The following is a 15997-nucleotide window of genomic DNA, read 5'->3' as shown; positions in this document are numbered from 1 at the left end:
CCGGAAGAGCTTGAACCTTCCGGGGCCTCGGGCTCTTGCTCACCAAGGCCCCGGAAGAGTCTGAGTTGCTCCGGCTATGGCATCGGAGCGGGATCGGTGGCGTAGACCATCAGCTCCGCCACTCTGGTGTGGTTCGCCGCGCTGGTCGAACGGCAGTCGGACGTGGAGAGAGGGTCGGCGGACTGCTTGCCGTGGTAGGTGGGTGTGCCCGTGCACTGGTTGGCGAGCGGCACCAGGCGTACTGCAGTGGCTCGCGTGTCGGGTACGTCGAAGTCGCGGAACGTCAGGTCGGACGGCACCGGCCGCGGCCGGCCCGCGGGGAAGGCATCGGCCTGCGAGGTGTAGATCCGCTGCCAGCCGAGCTCGCGGCCCGGAGCGCAGTCGCGCCGGTCGCCCGCCTTGGCGGCGGAGCAGACCTCGATCGCGAACCGGCGCAGGGCGCTGAACCGTTCGCCGCTGCCGGTCAGCGCGCTTACGCGGACCGACCGCACCGTCCGCGGCTGAGAGCCGGCCAGGTCGACGGTGGCCGTGCCGCCCGCCTCGTCGGCCGTCCACACGGTCGCCTCGTCGTCGTCGATCAGCGCGTCGACGCCCTTGGCCCGGCCGTCGGAGGAGCCGGCGTCTGGTCCGTCGACTGCTTCGATGGTGTCCGCGGTCGTCTGGAGTACGCCGTCGGAGACAGCCGCTCCCGAAGCCGACGACACGAGGTTGCGGTGCAGCGTGAGCCTGAGCTCGTGACTCCGGCCCGCGGCGACTGTCTTGGCCGTACGCCCGAGGCCGTAGCCCGGCGCGGACCACGTGAAGGTGTAGTCGCCCGGCGCCATCCGCAGCGACGGCGGCAGCGCGGTGAGCGGATCGGTGTCGGCCACCGGTGTCGTGCCGGCGGCGTAGCGGCCGACCCGCAGCTTTGCGGCAACCGGAAGTCCGGTGTCGGCGTCGGTCGCCGTCAGCCGCAGCGTGCCGCCGGGCTCGAAAGGACTGCTGAAGGAGGGGCTCGTGTCCGTCCGGCGCGGCCCGGACGCTGACACCGCGCCAGCGTCCTGGTCGCGGCCGCCCAGGCCGCGCTGGGCGAACACGAGCCAGATTCGGCGGGCGTGCACTCCACCGAACCGCAGCCGGTCCGCGGCAAGCAGGGCGTCGCGGGCGTCCGGCATCGAGGTGGCGCTCTGCTGCAGGGCGAGGGAGTCGGCCAGCAGACGGGTCCAGGTGCGGGCGCCGAGGCGCTCGCGCAGGTCCCAGTTGGCCGCGGTCCAGATCGCGGAGTCGGACCAGGGATCGGCTCCGTCTCCGGGGAGGGAGTAGCCGCGGTTGGTGGCGTTCAGCGGGTTGGGGCCGACGGCGTAGTCGCGGATACCGCGAACCTGGTCGCCGGCGACATAGCCGCCGATCGCGGTCGCGTGTGCGGCCCCGTCGGAACCCCCGTGTTGCAGGAGGTAAGCCGTGGCCAGCAGGTCGGCCCACGACTCGGCCAGGAGCTCGCCGTCGGCGCCGGTGATCTGGTCGTCGGGCCCGCCGACCAGCCGCTCGATCAGCAGGTGGGCGTACTCATGAGCGACCAGGGTGCGGTCGAGCGCTCCGTCGGCGCACCGGCCGTACCACCGGCCGGCGACCGGCTCGAAGAGGTAGTGGCCGGAGATGCTCGGCAGGCCACGCTGCATGGTCACCTGGATCGCGCTGTTGCGGCCGAGGAACGTGGGATAGCCGCCGTTCTTGGCGCCGCTGCGCACGCTGGTCGACAGCGAGCCGGCCGTCGGAAAGCCGAGCTGGGCGGCCCAGGCGGCCATGTCGCTTTGCTGGGTGACGACCTTGGTGTAGGCCGAGATCGCGTGGTCGCGGCGCAGCGCGTCGATGTCGCAGCCGGACCTGTTCCAGGAGTCGAAGCGGGAGATGGGGTCCACCGTCCGGCCGGCCGGACGCACCGGGGCTTCGAGCAGCGCGGTCAGCAGAGGGGAGTCCGGAGCCGGGCGGAGCCGGACGCCGCAGCCGCCGAAGGCCGGCGCGCAGGGCACCGACCGGCCGAGCGGTGGACGCTGGGCGTGTCCCACGACACGCCCCAGGTGATCGACCCGATCGTGCCGGACGAGCACCTCGCCGGTCAGCGCGTCGACGAAGGACGTCGCGGCCAGCGCGTACCCGTCCTGGATGTCGACGACGTTGACCTCGTATGCGGGCCGGACGGCGACGCCGGACCCGCGCGCAGGACGACCGAGGGCGACCAGTCGTACCTGCTGTTCCTGAGCGAACCCCGTCACGCCGAACCGCTGCCAGCCGCCGGAGTCACCGGCGATCGGGTGCACGGCGCTCGGTACGACGTCGCGGCCGAGTCGTTTTGCTGCCGCCAGCCAGGCCTTCGCGGCCGACAGGCGGGCGGCCGGCAGCCGCGACGCGGAGCCGAACGCGGACGAGGAAACGTAGGTGACCTTGGAGCCGGCCAGCCCGACCGTGATCAGCCCGCCGTCGGCGGCCTGCAACCGGCCGCGCTGCTCCTGGCCGGCGTAGGCGAACCGCTGCCGGAAGCTGACCACCTGGGCGCGCGAGCCGGTGCCGGGAAGTGCCGCGGAACGGATGACCTCCAGCCGGTCGACGTCGGCGGCCTTGAGCCGGAACAGCGTTCGCTCGGTTCGGACGAACGCCCGCGCCGCCCGCTCGGGCGAGCCGCCGAGCCGGCCGCTGAGCTGGGTCCGCCGGCCGGGCTCCGGGCTGAGGGAGGCGGGCGTGCCGAACCGGTTCCAGGTGGCGATCGCTTCGAGCGCCTCGACCCGGGCCAGCTGGCGCTGGGTCGGAGAAACCGTTGCGGGATCGCGGTCGAGATCGTTGTGGTGCGGAGTGATGAGCCGGACACCGGACGGGCTGGGTGAGCCCTCCTCTTCGTCGGCATGGGCGCCGCTCACACCGAGGAGGCTCACGCCGGCGACCACTGCGACAGCGCCCATGGCGGTGCTGAAGGAGGGCCAATGGCGTGTCCTCGTGCGGTCCATGCTCCATTCAACGAAGGCGCGGGGGACTTGTTACGTAAAGACACGACAAAGCCAGAAAATTTAACTCACTGTAGTCTTCGTTAGGCTTCCGAGATCTTCGGCGCGGCTCGCGGGCGGGCGGCAGTACGGCCTGAGCGCGATGCCGACCCCGGCGGCCAGCAGGCCGAGAATCGCCACTGTGGACAGGGCTCCCGGCAGTCCGAGGTGGTCGGCCAGGAAGCCGATCAGCGGCCGCTCGACCAGGATGCCGATGCTGCCGAGCGGCGCGACCCGGCTGACGCCCCGGGGACCGCCGAGCGCGCCCGCGCGAGCGATCGCGATCGGGTAGATGTTGGCGACGCCGATGCCGACCGCGATGTAGCCGGCGAACGCGAAGCCCAGGTCGAGGTCGCCCGGCAGGCTGCCGGACCAGCCGGCCAGCACGATGCCGCAGGCCGCCAGCAGGCAGCCACCGATCAGGACGGCCGCGTCGCCGAGCTTGCGGATCAGCCTGCCGCCGGCGAGCCGGGTGACGGCGATCGCGCACTCGTACGTCGCGTACCCGAACGCCGCGACCGACGGTGCGGCGCCGACGTCCTCGCGAAGGTGGAGCACGGCCCAGTCGTTGTTGGCGAACTCCATGAACGCCGTGCAGAACGCGATCGCGCCGAACAGCCAGATGATGCCGTGCGCACCGGCCATGGCGCTCGAGGCCTTGGAGGGCGTGGCCGACGTGGCAGGCTCGCCGGGCTCCGGGCCGGCCAGGGCCGGCCCGGACTCGGCTTCGGTGGCCGGCGCCGGGCGGCCGCCGTCGCGTAGCAGGATCGGGCCGGTCACGAGCGCGACCAGCAGGCCGGTCGCGGCGACCAGGCCGAGGTGCGGTGCCGGCGTGAGGAACTCCGCGGCGACGCCGCCGATGACCGCACCGGCCAGCGAGCCCGTCGAGTAGAGCCCGTGCAGCGTGGACATGATCGGCCGGCCGGCGGCCGCCTCGGCCTCGACCGCGGCACTGTTCAGCGCGATCGTGAACGAGCCGTACATGAGGCCGTAGATCGCGAGGAACACACCGAGCACGTACACGGATCCGGCCAGGCCGGGCAGCGGCAACGTGAAGGCGGTGGCGATCCCGCCCACGACCACGAGTCGCCGGCTGCCGAACCGCAGGCAGAGCCGTCCGCCGGTGGCCATCGCGATCAGCCCGCCGATCGACAGGCAGAGCAGCGCGAGGCCGAACTGGGTGGCGGACGCGTGTACCTGGTCCTTGACGGCCGGGATGCGCACTGTCCAGTTGGCGACCATCACACCGGACAGGAAGAAGAAGACTCGAAGGGCATTCAGCTGCACGAGGTTGGGCTGCACGGTAGGAAAATTAACAGGTAGGGTCCCTAATAGATAGGCTTCGGCGAGAATCAGCAGAATGAGACCCGTGCCCGCCTCCTCGCGTACCGCCCGGCTGATCAACGACCGGGTCGCGTACGAGCTGCTGCTCGAGCACGGTCCACTGACCCGCGGGCGACTGCGCGAGCTGACCGGACTGTCCGGCCCTACTGTGTCCGAGCTGGTGCAACGGCTCGAGGAGTCCGGTGTGATCGCGCCGGTCGGCGAGTCGGGCAGCGAGCGCCGCGGGCCGAACGCCCGGCTCTACGGCATCGTCGCGTCGAGGGCGTACGTGGCGGGTGTCGAGGTCCGGCCGGCATCGGTGATCGCAGTGGTGACCGACCTGCTGGGCCGCCCGGTCGGCGCCGCGGAACAGGCGATGGACCGCACCCGGCCGCCCGACCAGCTGCTCCACGACGTGATCTCCGCTGCATTGACGGCAGCGTCGCTGGAATCCGGAGAGCTGCGGGCTGTCGTCGTCGGCACGCCGGGGCTGGTCGACCCTTCCTCCGGCGACGTCAGCTACGTCGCGAGCCTGCCGACCTGGCACTCGAACCTGCTGTCAGGTTTGCGCGAGCGCCTGGGCGTACCCGTGCTGCTGGAGAACGAGGTCAACCTGGTCGGGCTCGCCGAGCACCGGCTGGGTGCGGCTCGTGGGCAGGAGACGTTCGCGCTGCTCTCGCTCGGCGACGGCATCGGCGTGGCGATCGTGCTCCACGGGCGGCTCTACCGTGGGGCGTCCGGTGGCGCGGGCGAGCTGTCCTACCTCGGGCTGGGCGACGGACGCACTTTTCAGGCCTACGCCGGCGGTCCGGCGCTGCTCGAGATCGGACGTCGGCATGGCTTCACGACCGACCGGTTGGATGAGCTGATCACGGCTGCGGCGTCGGGGGAGTCGCCGTGTCTGGACGAGATCGCGGACCGGGTCGCACTAGGTGTGCAGGGCCTGTGCGCCGTCGTCGATCCGGGCTTCGTCGTGCTGGCCGGCGCGGCCGGCCGTGCGGGGGGTGCGGCGTTGGCGGATCGGGTGGCCGACCGGCTCGCCAAGCTCACTCCGCTGCCGACGACTGTGGTCGCCACCACGGTCGACGGGAATCCAGTGGTGCGCGGTGCCGTCCTGATCGCCCTCGATCTCCTGCGCGACGAGACGTTCCCCGTACACACCTCCTAGACGGTCGGCGGGAGCGTACCGTCCTGCTCGTAGTCGGCCAGCTGGGCGATCCGCCGCGCATGCCGTTCCTCGCCGGAGAACGGTGTGGCGAGGAAGATCAGCACGAACGCCGTTGCCTCGTCGAGGGAGTGCATGCGGCCGCCGATCGCCAGGACGTTGGCGTCGTTGTGCTGGCGGGCGAGCTGAGCGGTCTGCTCGCTCCAGGCCAGCGCAGCTCGGACGCCCGCGACCTTGTTGGCCGCGATCTGCTCACCGTTGCCGGAGCCGCCGACCACCACGCCGAGACTGCCCGGGTCGCCGACGACGCCGAGGCCGGTGCGCAGGCAGTACGCGGGGTAGTCGTCCTCCGGGTCGAACTTCTCCGGCCCGTGGTCGATGACCTCGTGCCCGGCCGCCTTCAGCTCGGCGACCAGATGTTCCTTGAGGTCGAAACCCGCGTGATCAGATCCCAGGTGCACCCGCATGAGGCAAGTCTGGCAGTGCTGCCGACCGGCCCCGGACCCAGGCCGCCAGCTCCGCCGCCACCGCGTCGGGTGACTGCGTGTCGGTACGCACGACCAGCTCGACCTCCGACCGCACGCGTGCGGCGAACGCCAGTTCCTCGGCCGGGTCGCGACGGCGCCAGGCCGACCGTTGCGCCAGCCGGGCCGACCGCACCTCGTCGGCGCAGTCGAGGCCGGCGAAGTGGATGTCGCCGATCCACCTCCGTGCCGGCAGCGCCGCCATCTCGCCCGGCAGGAACGTGCAGATCAGCACGGTCGCCCGGCGACCCTGCGCCACGCCGTGCGCCACCGCGAGCCAGGCGTCGCGAAAGCTCGTCCAGTCGATGGAGTCCGGCAACGACATCCGCCGGGTCGAGTCCAGGAGCCAGTTGACGTCGAACACCGCGCACTCCGGCAGCGCGTCGATCAGCGGCTGCCGGAGCGCGGTCTTGCCCGAACCGGCCGCCCCGGTGACCACGAACAGCGGCAGCCGCCGCGCCGGCTCGGAGAAGCCGCAGACGGGACAGACCGCCAGATCGCCCGGAGCCGGCGTCATCAGCTCCGGCTCCGGACAGCGTTCGCAGTAATGCATCAGGCCGCGCCTCCCAAATATCGCCTGACTCGCGACGCCCCGCATCCACGCTGCCGGCACCGTGAGCCTCGCCCGTATGCCCGACACGATCTTCGGCCCGCGGCACCGGCAGCGTGGCGCGGATGCGCCGCGAGCTTAACCGGCCCTCTTTGGGAGACACGACCTAGAACATGGTGTCGCGCCAGGGCAGGACGTCGGACGCGAAGGCCCGGCTGGCCACCGCGGCCGAGCCGCTCGTCTCCTCGGTGACCAGGCCCGCGGCGGTCAGCGCGCTGAACGAGCGCCCGCCGCCCAGGTAGGTCGCTCCCAGCTCGCGGACGTCGAGCATCAGGTCGGGCGAGTCGGTCACCCGCGAGCACTCGGCGCCGTCCGGTCCGCCGGAAAGCTTCCAGCGCCCGGCGTTCCACGGACACAGGTCGTCGCGTACCTCGAAGACCAGCTCGACGTCGAAGGCGTACCGCCGGTCGGCCAGCGCGCGGTCGACGTCGACCACGCGCGCCCAGAGCCCGTCGCCGACGCGGCCTGTGGCCCGTCGCGGGTCTACGAGCAGCGAGAGGATCGGGTCGTCGGGGGCCAGCTCGGCCCGAGTCGTGCGCATCAGGTCCTGGTCGAGCAGGAACCGCCACAGTGCGATGTGCGACGCCAGGTCCGTCGCGTGCACCCGCCGGACGTCGACGGTGCCGTCCGGCCCGCCGTCGCCCCAGTTCTGCTGGGTACGGAAGTAGGCGAACCCGGTCACATCGCCGTTCCGCTCGGCCAGCACGCACTTCAGCGTGGACGCGCCGTGCCGCTGGGACTCCGGGTCGGCCGTCAGCCGGTTCTGCCATGGCTCGGTCCACACGAACGAGCCCGGACGGTCGGCCAGCGCCGCGTCGTGGAGGCTCGCGCAGAGCTCGCGGGTCTTGACCGGATCGGCGTACCGCAGCTCCACCTCGTCGACGCCTGCGACCGGCCGCAGCTCGCGGGCGTGCCTGTCGATCTCGACGGAGATCTGGTCACCGGTCAGGCCGTAGCCGAACCGGCCGTAGATCGCCGGCTCGCTCGCCGACAGCGCGGCGACCGGCTCCAGGCCCTGCTCGTGCAGCTCGTGCAGCTGCTGCTTCATCAGCCGGCTGAGGATGCCCCTGCGCCGGTGCGTGGGTCGTACGGAGACCATCGTGACGCCGGCAACCGGCACCGTCCGGCCCGGAACCCGCAGGTCGAGCGACCAGATCGCGGTGTGACCGACCAGCTCGTCCTTGTGGTAGGCGCCGATGCTCCGCTCGGCCTCGTGCAGCGGTGCGACCAGCTCACGATCGGTGAACTCGCCGCCGAACGCGATGGCGACCAGGTCGGCGACCGTGTCCCAACCGCCGATCGTCCGGCGGATCTCGATGCTTGTCATGTTGATAGGTTGGCTGAGCCGCAAGGGAGCGGTCAACGGCGTTTGTACGGGTGGGGAGCCCAGCTTGACGTTGACCATCGCGGTGCTCTGCGCGGCCGTCCTGCACGCCATCTGGAACGCGCTCGCCCACTTCGTCTCCGACAAGGTGGTGTCCGGCGCCCTGGTCAGCACGGCGTTCGTGGTCTGCGGTCTGGTCGCCCTGCCGTTCGTCGGGATGCCCGCCGCACCGGCCTGGCCGTACCTCCTCGGCTCGGTCGTCGTGCATTTCCTCTACATGCTGGCGTTGCTGCAGTCGTACCGCCTCGGCGCGTTCAACCAGGTCTATCCGCTGGCCCGTGGCATGTCGCCGTGGGTGGTGGCGATCGTCGCGGTCACGGTGATCGGTGAGCCACTGTCGGCCGTGCAGACCGTCGGCGTGGTGGTGGTCTCGATCGGCCTCGGCCTGCTCGTGCTGGCAAAAGGCAGCCCGAAAGGTCGATATCAGGGTGGTTGGGAGGGGGCTGTGGGACGGCCGCACAAGCAGGAGGTTCCGGCGATCCTCGCGGCGACCCTGACCGGCCTGATGATCGCGACGTACACCGTGATCGACGGGGTCGGCGTCCGGCAGTCGGGCTCGCCGCTCGGGTACGCCGCCTGCCTGTTCCTCCTGCACGGCCTGACCGTGGTCGGTTTCGCGTTCCTGCGCAGGGGATCCGGCCTGGCGCGCTCGATGGCGTCGCTCTGGAAGCTCGGCGCCACCGCCGGCGTGTGCTCGGTGCTGGCGTACGCACTGGTGCTGTGGGCGCAGGCGCAGGGAGCGCTGGCGACGGTGGCGGCACTGCGCGAGACCAGCGTGATCGTCGGCGCGATCATCGGCGCGGTGTTCTTCAAGGAGCCGTTCGGGCGCTGGCGCACAGTGGCGACGGTCGTGGTCGCGACGGGAATTGTGCTGCTCAACCTGACGTGAGCGACCTTGAGTGAGCGGAAAAGAAATTAGCTCTATACAAAAGAAACCAGCCCTGTTACTCTCGGAAGGCTGTGTGTTTCCGCGAGATTTAGGGCTGGTGGAATGCTACGTAACAAAGAATACACCGACCCGGCGAAGCTGTCAAACCATTCGCCGGAAAACCCGGAAAACGGCGAGCTCGAGCAGGAACAGGCGTACGTATCGATGCTCTACGCACGCCTGGATGCCGTGCGCGCACAAACCGCCAACCGGCTCGGAGTCACCTATACCGGCCGGACCGCCGAAAACAACCAGGCCGCGTCCGAGCGTCAGACCATGAGCGACATGTACGTCGGCAAGCTGGCCCAGCTGACCGCCGTCGAGCGCGGCCTGTGCTTCGGGCGGCTCGACCTCGAGAGCGACGAACGCCTGTACATAGGGCGAATCGGCCTGTCCGACGAGGAGTACGAGCCGCTCCTGATCGACTGGCGCGCACCGGCGGCGAAGCCGTTCTATCGCGCGACTCCGGTCGAACGGCACGGCGTCGTGCTGCGCAGGCACCTGCGTACCAAAGGCCGTACGGTCGTCGGAATCGACGACGACGTGCTCGACTTCGCAGCGGTCGGCGACTCGGAGCGCCCGCATCTCACCGGTGAGGCCGCGCTGCTCGCTTCGCTTTCGGCCGGACGTACCGGCCGGATGTCGGATATCGTCGCGACGATTCAGGCCGAACAGGACGCGATCATCCGTTCCGATCTCAAGGGCGTGGTCGTCGTCGAAGGGGGGCCTGGCACGGGAAAGACCGTCGTCGCGCTGCACCGCGCGGCATATCTGCTCTACACCTATCGCGAAAGGCTGGCCAAACGCGGAATTCTCGTGATCGGCCCGAACTCCACGTTTGTCCGCTATATCGACCAGGTGCTGCCGTCGCTCGGCGAGACCGAGGTCGTGCTGGCGACCGTGGGCTCGCTGTTCCCGGGTGTCACGGTCACGGCCGTCGAGACGCCGGACACCGCGATCGTCAAGGGCGACCTGCGGATGGTCGACGTTGTACGGAACGCCGTCAAGGACCGGCAATGGGTCCCCGACGACCACCTGGACGTCGTGGTCGACGGCGATACGTACCGCCTGACCCGGGGGGTCTGCGCGCGGGCGCGCGCGGACGCCAGGCGGCTGCGCGACGACTTCAACGGCGGGCCCGAGGTGCACAACCGGGCGCGTCGGGTGTTCGTGCAGGCGATCCTCGACGAGCTCACCCGGCAGGAGGTCGAGCGACTCGGCGGCCCCGAGCTGCTGGAGCCCGAGAACATCGAAGACATCCGCAAGCTGTTCGCCTCCGACCCGGGGGTCTACTCCGCGCTCGACGCGTTGTGGCCGGAGCTGTCGCCACAGCGCCTGCTGACGGAGCTGTTCGTGAGCCGGGAACGCCTGGCGGCCGCCGCACCCGAGCTGACCGGCGCCGAACGCGCCGCGCTGCACCGGCCCGCGGGCTCACCGTGGACGGCCGCCGACGTGCCCCTGCTCGACGAGGCGGCCGAGCTGATCGGGCCGGTGGACGCCACGCTCTACACCGCGGCCAACGCCGGCGCCCAGCGCAAGGCGCAGCTCGAGGACTCCCACCTGTTCGCCACGCAGGTCATCGAGAAGCTCCGCGAGGACGGCGAGCTGCCCAACATGTTGGACGAGGACGTGGAGGTCTTCGCCAACCACATCGTCGGTCACTACGACGAGTCCGGTCCGCGGGGAACGCTCGCCGAGCGTGCGCTGGCCGACCGTGAGTGGACCTACGGCCACGTGATCGTCGACGAGGCGCAGGAGCTGTCGGCGATGGTCTGGCGCGTGCTGATGCGGCGCTGCCCGGCCCGGTCGATGACGGTCGTCGGCGACCTCGCCCAGACCGGTGCGCCCGACGGCGCGACGTCGTGGGCGCAGGTGCTCGACCCGTTCGCCGTCGGGCGGTGGCACACCGCGCGGCTCAGCGTCAACTACCGCACACCGAAGCAGATCATGGCGGTGGCCGACGAGGTGCTCGCCGCGACCGACCCGGCGCTCGAGCCGCCCACGTCCGTACGCGAGACGCCCGACCAGCCGTGGGCGATGCGGGTCGAGACCGACAGCCTGGAGGTCGACCTGCCGGCGTACGTCGGCAACGAGCTGACGGCGATCGGCGAGGGCCGGCTGGCGATCATCGTGCCGGATCCCCGGGCGGACGAACTGGTCGCGCTGATCGAGCGTGCCGTTCCCGGCTCGGCGTCCGGCTCGACCGCCAGGCTGCTCGACGCACCGGTGGCCGTGCTGACCTCCAAGCAGACAAAGGGCCTGGAGTTCGACGCCGTCATCGTCGTCGACCCCGCGGGCATCGTCGCCGAGTCTGAGCGCGGCCTGTCGGATCTCTACGTCGCGCTCACCCGCGCGACCCGTCGCCTCGGCATCGTGTACGAGGGCGACCTTCCGGACGTGCTGAAAGGCCTGCAGCCGTTGCGGTTCTGAGTCACAGGAGTTTCTGGGAGGGGGAGTAGTGCTCGCATTGGTTCGGTATGCCTTCGGCCTGCACAGAGGACTCACGATCGCCCTGGTGTCGTTGGCGATCGCTTCAGCAGGTCTTTCCGTTGTCCTCACGACGCTGATCGGACAGGTCGTCGGCTCCCTGCCGGCGGCCGTCCGCGGCGATTCCTCCACCTCGTTCGCGCTCCTGTTCGGGGCGCTGGTCGTGGTCTTCACGGGCAGCAGCGCCGTGCCGTTGCTGCACGAGCCCGTCATCCTCGGGCTCATCTTCCAGTCGCATCGTGCGGTCGCGCGCCGGGTCGCGACCGCGGTGCTCCAGCCGGTCCGCTCGACGCACCTGGACGATCCGGAGGTGCAGAACCACGTCGAACGCGCCCGCGGCACCAACACGTTCAACGTCGAGTTCGGCCTGAGCAACCTGTACTACGCGATCTCGTCCCGGCTGACAGCGATCGGCCTGGCGACCGTGGTGGGCGTGCTGTTCTCGTGGTGGGTCGGACTGGGTCTGCTGGTCTCCGTCGCGTTACTCGGGCAGGCGTGCGCCTGGGCGATCGGCAAGGAGTTCGACTCGTTCTTCACCAAGACCGACGACCGCCGCCGGTCGGAGTACCTCTTCGAGCTCGGCATGGGACCGGCCGCTGCCGAGCTGCGGGTCTTCGGGCTGTCCGGCTGGCTGGTCCGCAGGCATCACGGGCACTGGCTGGACGCACTGCGGCCGCTGTGGAAGGCCCGCAGGCGAGCGGGGATCGGTGCCTTGCTGGCGTTCGGGCTGCACGCCGTCGTCGCGGCAGGCGCACTGGCGCTGGTCGGGCAGGCGGCCCTGGCCGGATCGCTGTCGCTCGCCGCCACGGCGACACTCGTACCGACGGTGCTGCGGATGGCGATCGCGCAGGACGGCCAGGCCGTGGCGACGATGCGCCGAGGACTCGTCGCACTGCGAGCCATGCGGGACCTACCGGCGCTGATCGCCGAACGCCATCCCGAGCCGGCCGCTGAGCCCGAGGCGTCCGGACCGGCGCCGGTTCCAGTGGGAGCGATTCGGTTCGAGCGAGTGTGCTTCCGCTATCCGGGTGGCGACCGGACCGTGCTGCGCGACCTGGACCTCGAGATCCGTCCCGGTGAGGCGCTGGCACTGGTCGGCGTCAACGGGGCAGGGAAGTCGACACTGGTGAAGCTGCTGGCCGGCGTCTACGCACCGACCAGTGGGCGGATCACGGTCGGCGGGGTGGACCTGGTGTCGCTCGACCCGGTGGCGCTGGAACGCTGGCAGCGCAGGATCGCCCCGATCGTGCAGGACTTCGCGCGGTTCCCGCTGCCGGCGACCGACAATGTGGTGCTCGGCGCGATCGAACGTGGCTCCGACGCGGGGGCACTGCGAGCGGTTGCCGCCGAGGCCGGCATCGAGGACCTGATCGAGCGCCTGCCGGACGGCTGGGAGACCGTGCTGGACAAGAAGTACGAGGGCGGCGTCGACCTGTCCGGCGGCGAGTGGCAGCGGATCGCGCTGGCCCGTGCGTTGTTCGCCGTCCGCGCCGGTGCGGGCGTGCTCGTGCTCGACGAACCGGCGGCCGCGCTGGACGTGCGGGCCGAAGCCCGCTTGGTGGATCGCTATCTGGAGCTGACGTCCGGCGTGATGTCGCTGATCATCTCCCACCGGTTCTCGGTCGTCCGCGAGGCGGACCGGATCTGCGTACTGGAGCAGGGCCGGATCGTCGAGTCCGGCGATCACGTGGAGCTGATCGAGGCCGGCGGCCGCTACGCCACGATGTTCCGGCTGCAGGCCGAGCGTTACGGCGAGGGGAGCGTCCATGCGTAAGGCGATGCGGGCGCTGTGGCTGTGGGTGCGCACGGTGTTCCGGGCGGCACCGTTGCTGTTCGCTGTCGACGCCTGCCTGACAGCGCTGTCCGCGGTGGCGATGCCCCTGCAGGCCCTGGGCGTGAAGCTGATGGTCGACGGGCTGGCCGACCCGGCGTCGGGCACCCTCGCGCGCGGCATCGCTCTGGCCGGTGCCGGGCTGGCGATGCTGCTGGTGAACGTGGCGGTCGGCTTCAACCTGCAGACGTCCCTGCACGACAAGACCGATGTCGTCCTGCAACGCGACCTGCTCGGCATCGTCACGGGCATACCGGGTGTCGCGCACCATGAAGACCCGAAGCAAGCCGACCGGATCGCACTGATCGGCGAGCACTCGAAGGAGATGGCGCAGAGCGGCGGCTACCTGCTGATGACGATCTTGAACGTGTTCCAGGCGGCGTCTGTGGCTGTTCTGCTGGCGTCCGTCCATCCGTTGCTGGTGTTGCTTCCCGCGCTCGGCCTCGCCAGGATGTGGGCCTCGGCGGCGGTCATTCGCATGGTCGCGGGCGTACGGGAGCGGGTCGCACCGGCGGATCGCCTGGTCCGGGAGCTGCAGGACATCACGGTCTCGTCGCGAAACGCGTTGGAGACAAGGACGTTCGGCCTGAAGCAGGTCTTGCTGGACCGGATCGACCAGCTCTCCCAGTTCCGGTACGGCGAGCACATGAAGGCGGGGCGGCGAATGCTCCGGCTCGAGCTCCCCGTCCGAGTCGCGCTCGGACTCGCGTTCGGGCTGGCCGTGCTGTGGACGATCTGGCTGGCGCGGAACGGGCGGTCGACGATCGGCGATATCGCGCTGGTCGTCATGCTCGTGCCGCAGGTGGAGGGCGTGGCCGGCCGGGTGGCGATGAACGTCCGCCGGGTGGGCGAGATCGTGGAGCACTTCGGGCGGTACGTCGAGCTGCGCGACTACGCCCGTTCGAGCACATGGGCCGAAGGAACCGTAGCGGTGCCGGACCGGCTCCGATCGGGGATCGAGCTGCGGGACGTCTCGTTCCGCTACCCAGGTGCTGATCGGGCGGCGTTGGCGGGCGTCAACCTCTTCCTGCCGGCGGGATCGACCGTCGCGCTGGTGGGGGAGAACGGGGCCGGCAAGACGACGTTGGTGAAGCTGCTGTCGCGGCTCTACGACCCGTCGGGCGGCGCGGTTCTGGTCGACGGCGTGGACCTGCGCTCGCTGCCGGTCTCGGCTTGGCGGGCGAGGCTGGCGGCGGGCTTCCAGGACTTCATGAAGTACGAGTTCCTGGCGCGGGAGACCGTCGGCGTCGGCGATCTCGAGCGCCTGGATGACGAGCCGGCGGTGCTGGCGGCCGTCTCGCGTGGGGACGCGGACGACGTGGTCGACCGGCTGCCGGCCGGGCTGGCGACCCAGCTCGGTACGAGGTTCGCGGACGGGCGGGAGCTGTCCGGTGGGCAGTGGCAGCGGCTCGCGCTGGCACGCGCGTTCATGCGGGACGAGCCGCTGCTGTTGCTGCTCGACGAACCGACGGCGGCGCTGGATCCGGAGGCGGAGCACGCGCTGTTCTCGCGGATCACGGAGGCGTCGCGGGCGGCGGTCTCGCGTACAGGTGGCGTGACGCTTTTGGTGTCGCACCGATTCTCGACGGTCCGGATGGCGGACCTGATCGTCGTGCTGGCAGACGGCCGGGTGGCCGAGATCGGCACGCACTCCGACCTGCTGGCGCTGGACGGGCGGTACGCCGACCTGTTCCGTGTGCAAGCACGTGCCTACCGCTGACGTAGCGTGGTAGGCGGCCATTGACATCGTAAGAGTGCCAGCTCTACGGTCAGGACCGAAAGTCCACATCGGATATGACAGTAACGTCCCAGGGGTTGGGGAGTGCATGAGCGACAGCGCCGGAAGCACACTGCGAGTCGGTCTGCTGGGGGTGAACACCTCGCACGCGAGTGCGTACGCGCGGATTCTCAACGAGAACAAGGCGATTCCGGGTGCTCATCTCGAGTGGGTCTGGGGTGGTCACCTCCGCGAGGACCAGCCCGACACGGCGACGCTGGCGGAGAAGTTCGACATCGGTAAGGTCGCGGGCGAGCCCACCGAGTTCCTCGGCGAGACCGACCTCGTGCTGGTCGTCGACGACACCGGCGGCGGCGCCAACCACGTTCCGCTCGCGCGCCCGTTCGTGAAGGCCGGCGTGGCCACGTTCGTCGACAAGCCGATGTCCGTCGACGTCGGCGAGGCGCGGAGCCTCTTCGAGGTGGCCGCCTCCTCGGGCACGGCGGTGACGAGCTCGTCGGCGCTGCGGTTCGCGCGGGAGATCGAGGAGAACCGCGCGGAGCTGCAGGCGGTCGGCCAGCTGTCGTCGATCGTCTCGGTCGGACCGGGCGAGTGGTACTACTACGGCGTCCACGCGGTCGAGCAGCTCTACGCCGTCGCCGGTGGTGGAGTCGAGTGGGTGCAACGGACGGTCTTCCCGGATCGCGACGTGGCGGTGCTGTCGTACGCCGACGGTCCGACGGCCGTGGTGGAGACCCTGCGGGACGCGGCCTACACGTTCCACCTGACCGTCTACGGCAAGGACGGCCTGCACGCGGTCCGAATCGCCGACTTCGGCTCGTTCTACACCCGTCAGCTCGCCGCCGCGGTGGAGATGGCGCGGACGGGCACGCCGCCGATCTCGCCGGCGGAGACGCTCGAGCTGCTGGCCGTACTCAGGGCCGGCGTCCTCTCAGCGGAACGCGACGGCTCGCGCGTGACCGTGGCCGAGGCACTGACCACCCCGTGACGTCT

The 15997-nt window shown here is 70.6% G+C and carries 10 protein-coding genes and 1 pseudogene; 6 read left to right on the top strand and 5 right to left on the bottom strand.

The genetic code is table 11. The features are described 5' to 3' along the window. Window positions 1–74: 74 nt before the first annotated feature. Together ACYVF6_RS28885 and ACYVF6_RS28880 are read right to left on the bottom strand one after the other, a co-directional pair. Complete coding sequence (locus ACYVF6_RS28885; protein WP_460525751.1) at window positions 75–2933, bottom strand: M36 family metallopeptidase; 2859 nt, start codon at window positions 2931–2933, stop codon at window positions 75–77. Between the two features lie 105 nt (window positions 2934–3038). Beyond that, the gene (locus ACYVF6_RS28880; protein ID WP_460525750.1) at window positions 3039–4316 is read right to left on the bottom strand and encodes an MFS transporter; all 1278 of its coding nucleotides are present in this window, start codon (window positions 4314–4316) and stop codon (window positions 3039–3041) included. A gap of 58 nt (window positions 4317–4374) precedes the next feature. Between ACYVF6_RS28880 and ACYVF6_RS28875 the strand changes: the two genes are divergently transcribed. Beyond that, window positions 4375–5505 (top strand): ROK family transcriptional regulator, encoded by a 1131-nt coding sequence (locus tag ACYVF6_RS28875; protein ID WP_460525749.1) that lies wholly within the window; start codon window positions 4375–4377, stop codon window positions 5503–5505. Here ACYVF6_RS28875 and ACYVF6_RS28870 read toward each other — a convergent pair. The 3 genes from ACYVF6_RS28870 to ACYVF6_RS28860 form a co-directional block, all read right to left on the bottom strand. Further along, complete coding sequence (locus ACYVF6_RS28870) at window positions 5502–5969, bottom strand: RpiB/LacA/LacB family sugar-phosphate isomerase (RefSeq protein WP_460525748.1); 468 nt, start codon at window positions 5967–5969, stop codon at window positions 5502–5504. The genes ACYVF6_RS28875 and ACYVF6_RS28870 overlap by 4 nt on opposite strands. Further along, window positions 5947–6579: a hypothetical protein gene (locus tag ACYVF6_RS28865; protein ID WP_460525746.1), complete on the bottom strand. Its 633-nt coding sequence runs from the start codon at window positions 6577–6579 to the stop codon at window positions 5947–5949. Before ACYVF6_RS28865 ends, ACYVF6_RS28870 begins: the two co-directional genes overlap by 23 nt. A gap of 163 nt (window positions 6580–6742) precedes the next feature. Continuing rightward, window positions 6743–7963, bottom strand: a complete 1221-nt coding sequence (locus ACYVF6_RS28860; RefSeq protein ID WP_460525745.1) for a GNAT family N-acetyltransferase — start codon at window positions 7961–7963, stop codon at window positions 6743–6745. 64 nt (window positions 7964–8027) lie between these two features. Here ACYVF6_RS28860 and ACYVF6_RS28855 point away from each other — a divergent pair, with 64 nt between their 5' ends. The 5 genes and pseudogenes from ACYVF6_RS28855 (at window position 8028) to ACYVF6_RS28835 (ending at window position 15992) form a co-directional block, all read left to right on the top strand. Further along, complete coding sequence (locus tag ACYVF6_RS28855; protein ID WP_460525744.1) at window positions 8028–8909, top strand: EamA family transporter; 882 nt, start codon at window positions 8028–8030, stop codon at window positions 8907–8909. A gap of 102 nt (window positions 8910–9011) precedes the next feature. Next, complete coding sequence (locus ACYVF6_RS28850; RefSeq protein WP_460525743.1) at window positions 9012–11378, top strand: HelD family protein; 2367 nt, start codon at window positions 9012–9014, stop codon at window positions 11376–11378. Between the two features lie 28 nt (window positions 11379–11406). Next, on the top strand, window positions 11407–13209 hold the full coding sequence (locus ACYVF6_RS28845) for an ABC transporter ATP-binding protein (protein WP_460525742.1): 1803 nt from the start codon (window positions 11407–11409) through the stop codon (window positions 13207–13209). Continuing rightward, a pseudogene (locus ACYVF6_RS28840) lies at window positions 13202–14758 on the top strand (ATP-binding cassette domain-containing protein); the annotation flags it as partial. The gene ACYVF6_RS28845 and the pseudogene ACYVF6_RS28840, both read left to right, overlap by 8 nt. Window positions 14759–15092: 334 nt before the next feature. Continuing rightward, window positions 15093–15992: a Gfo/Idh/MocA family protein gene (locus tag ACYVF6_RS28835; RefSeq protein ID WP_460525741.1), complete on the top strand. Its 900-nt coding sequence runs from the start codon at window positions 15093–15095 to the stop codon at window positions 15990–15992. The last annotated feature ends 5 nt before the right edge of the window (window positions 15993–15997 follow it).

The organism is Flindersiella endophytica (assembly GCF_054779015.1).
This window is presented reverse-complemented; position numbering and strand designations above follow the sequence as displayed.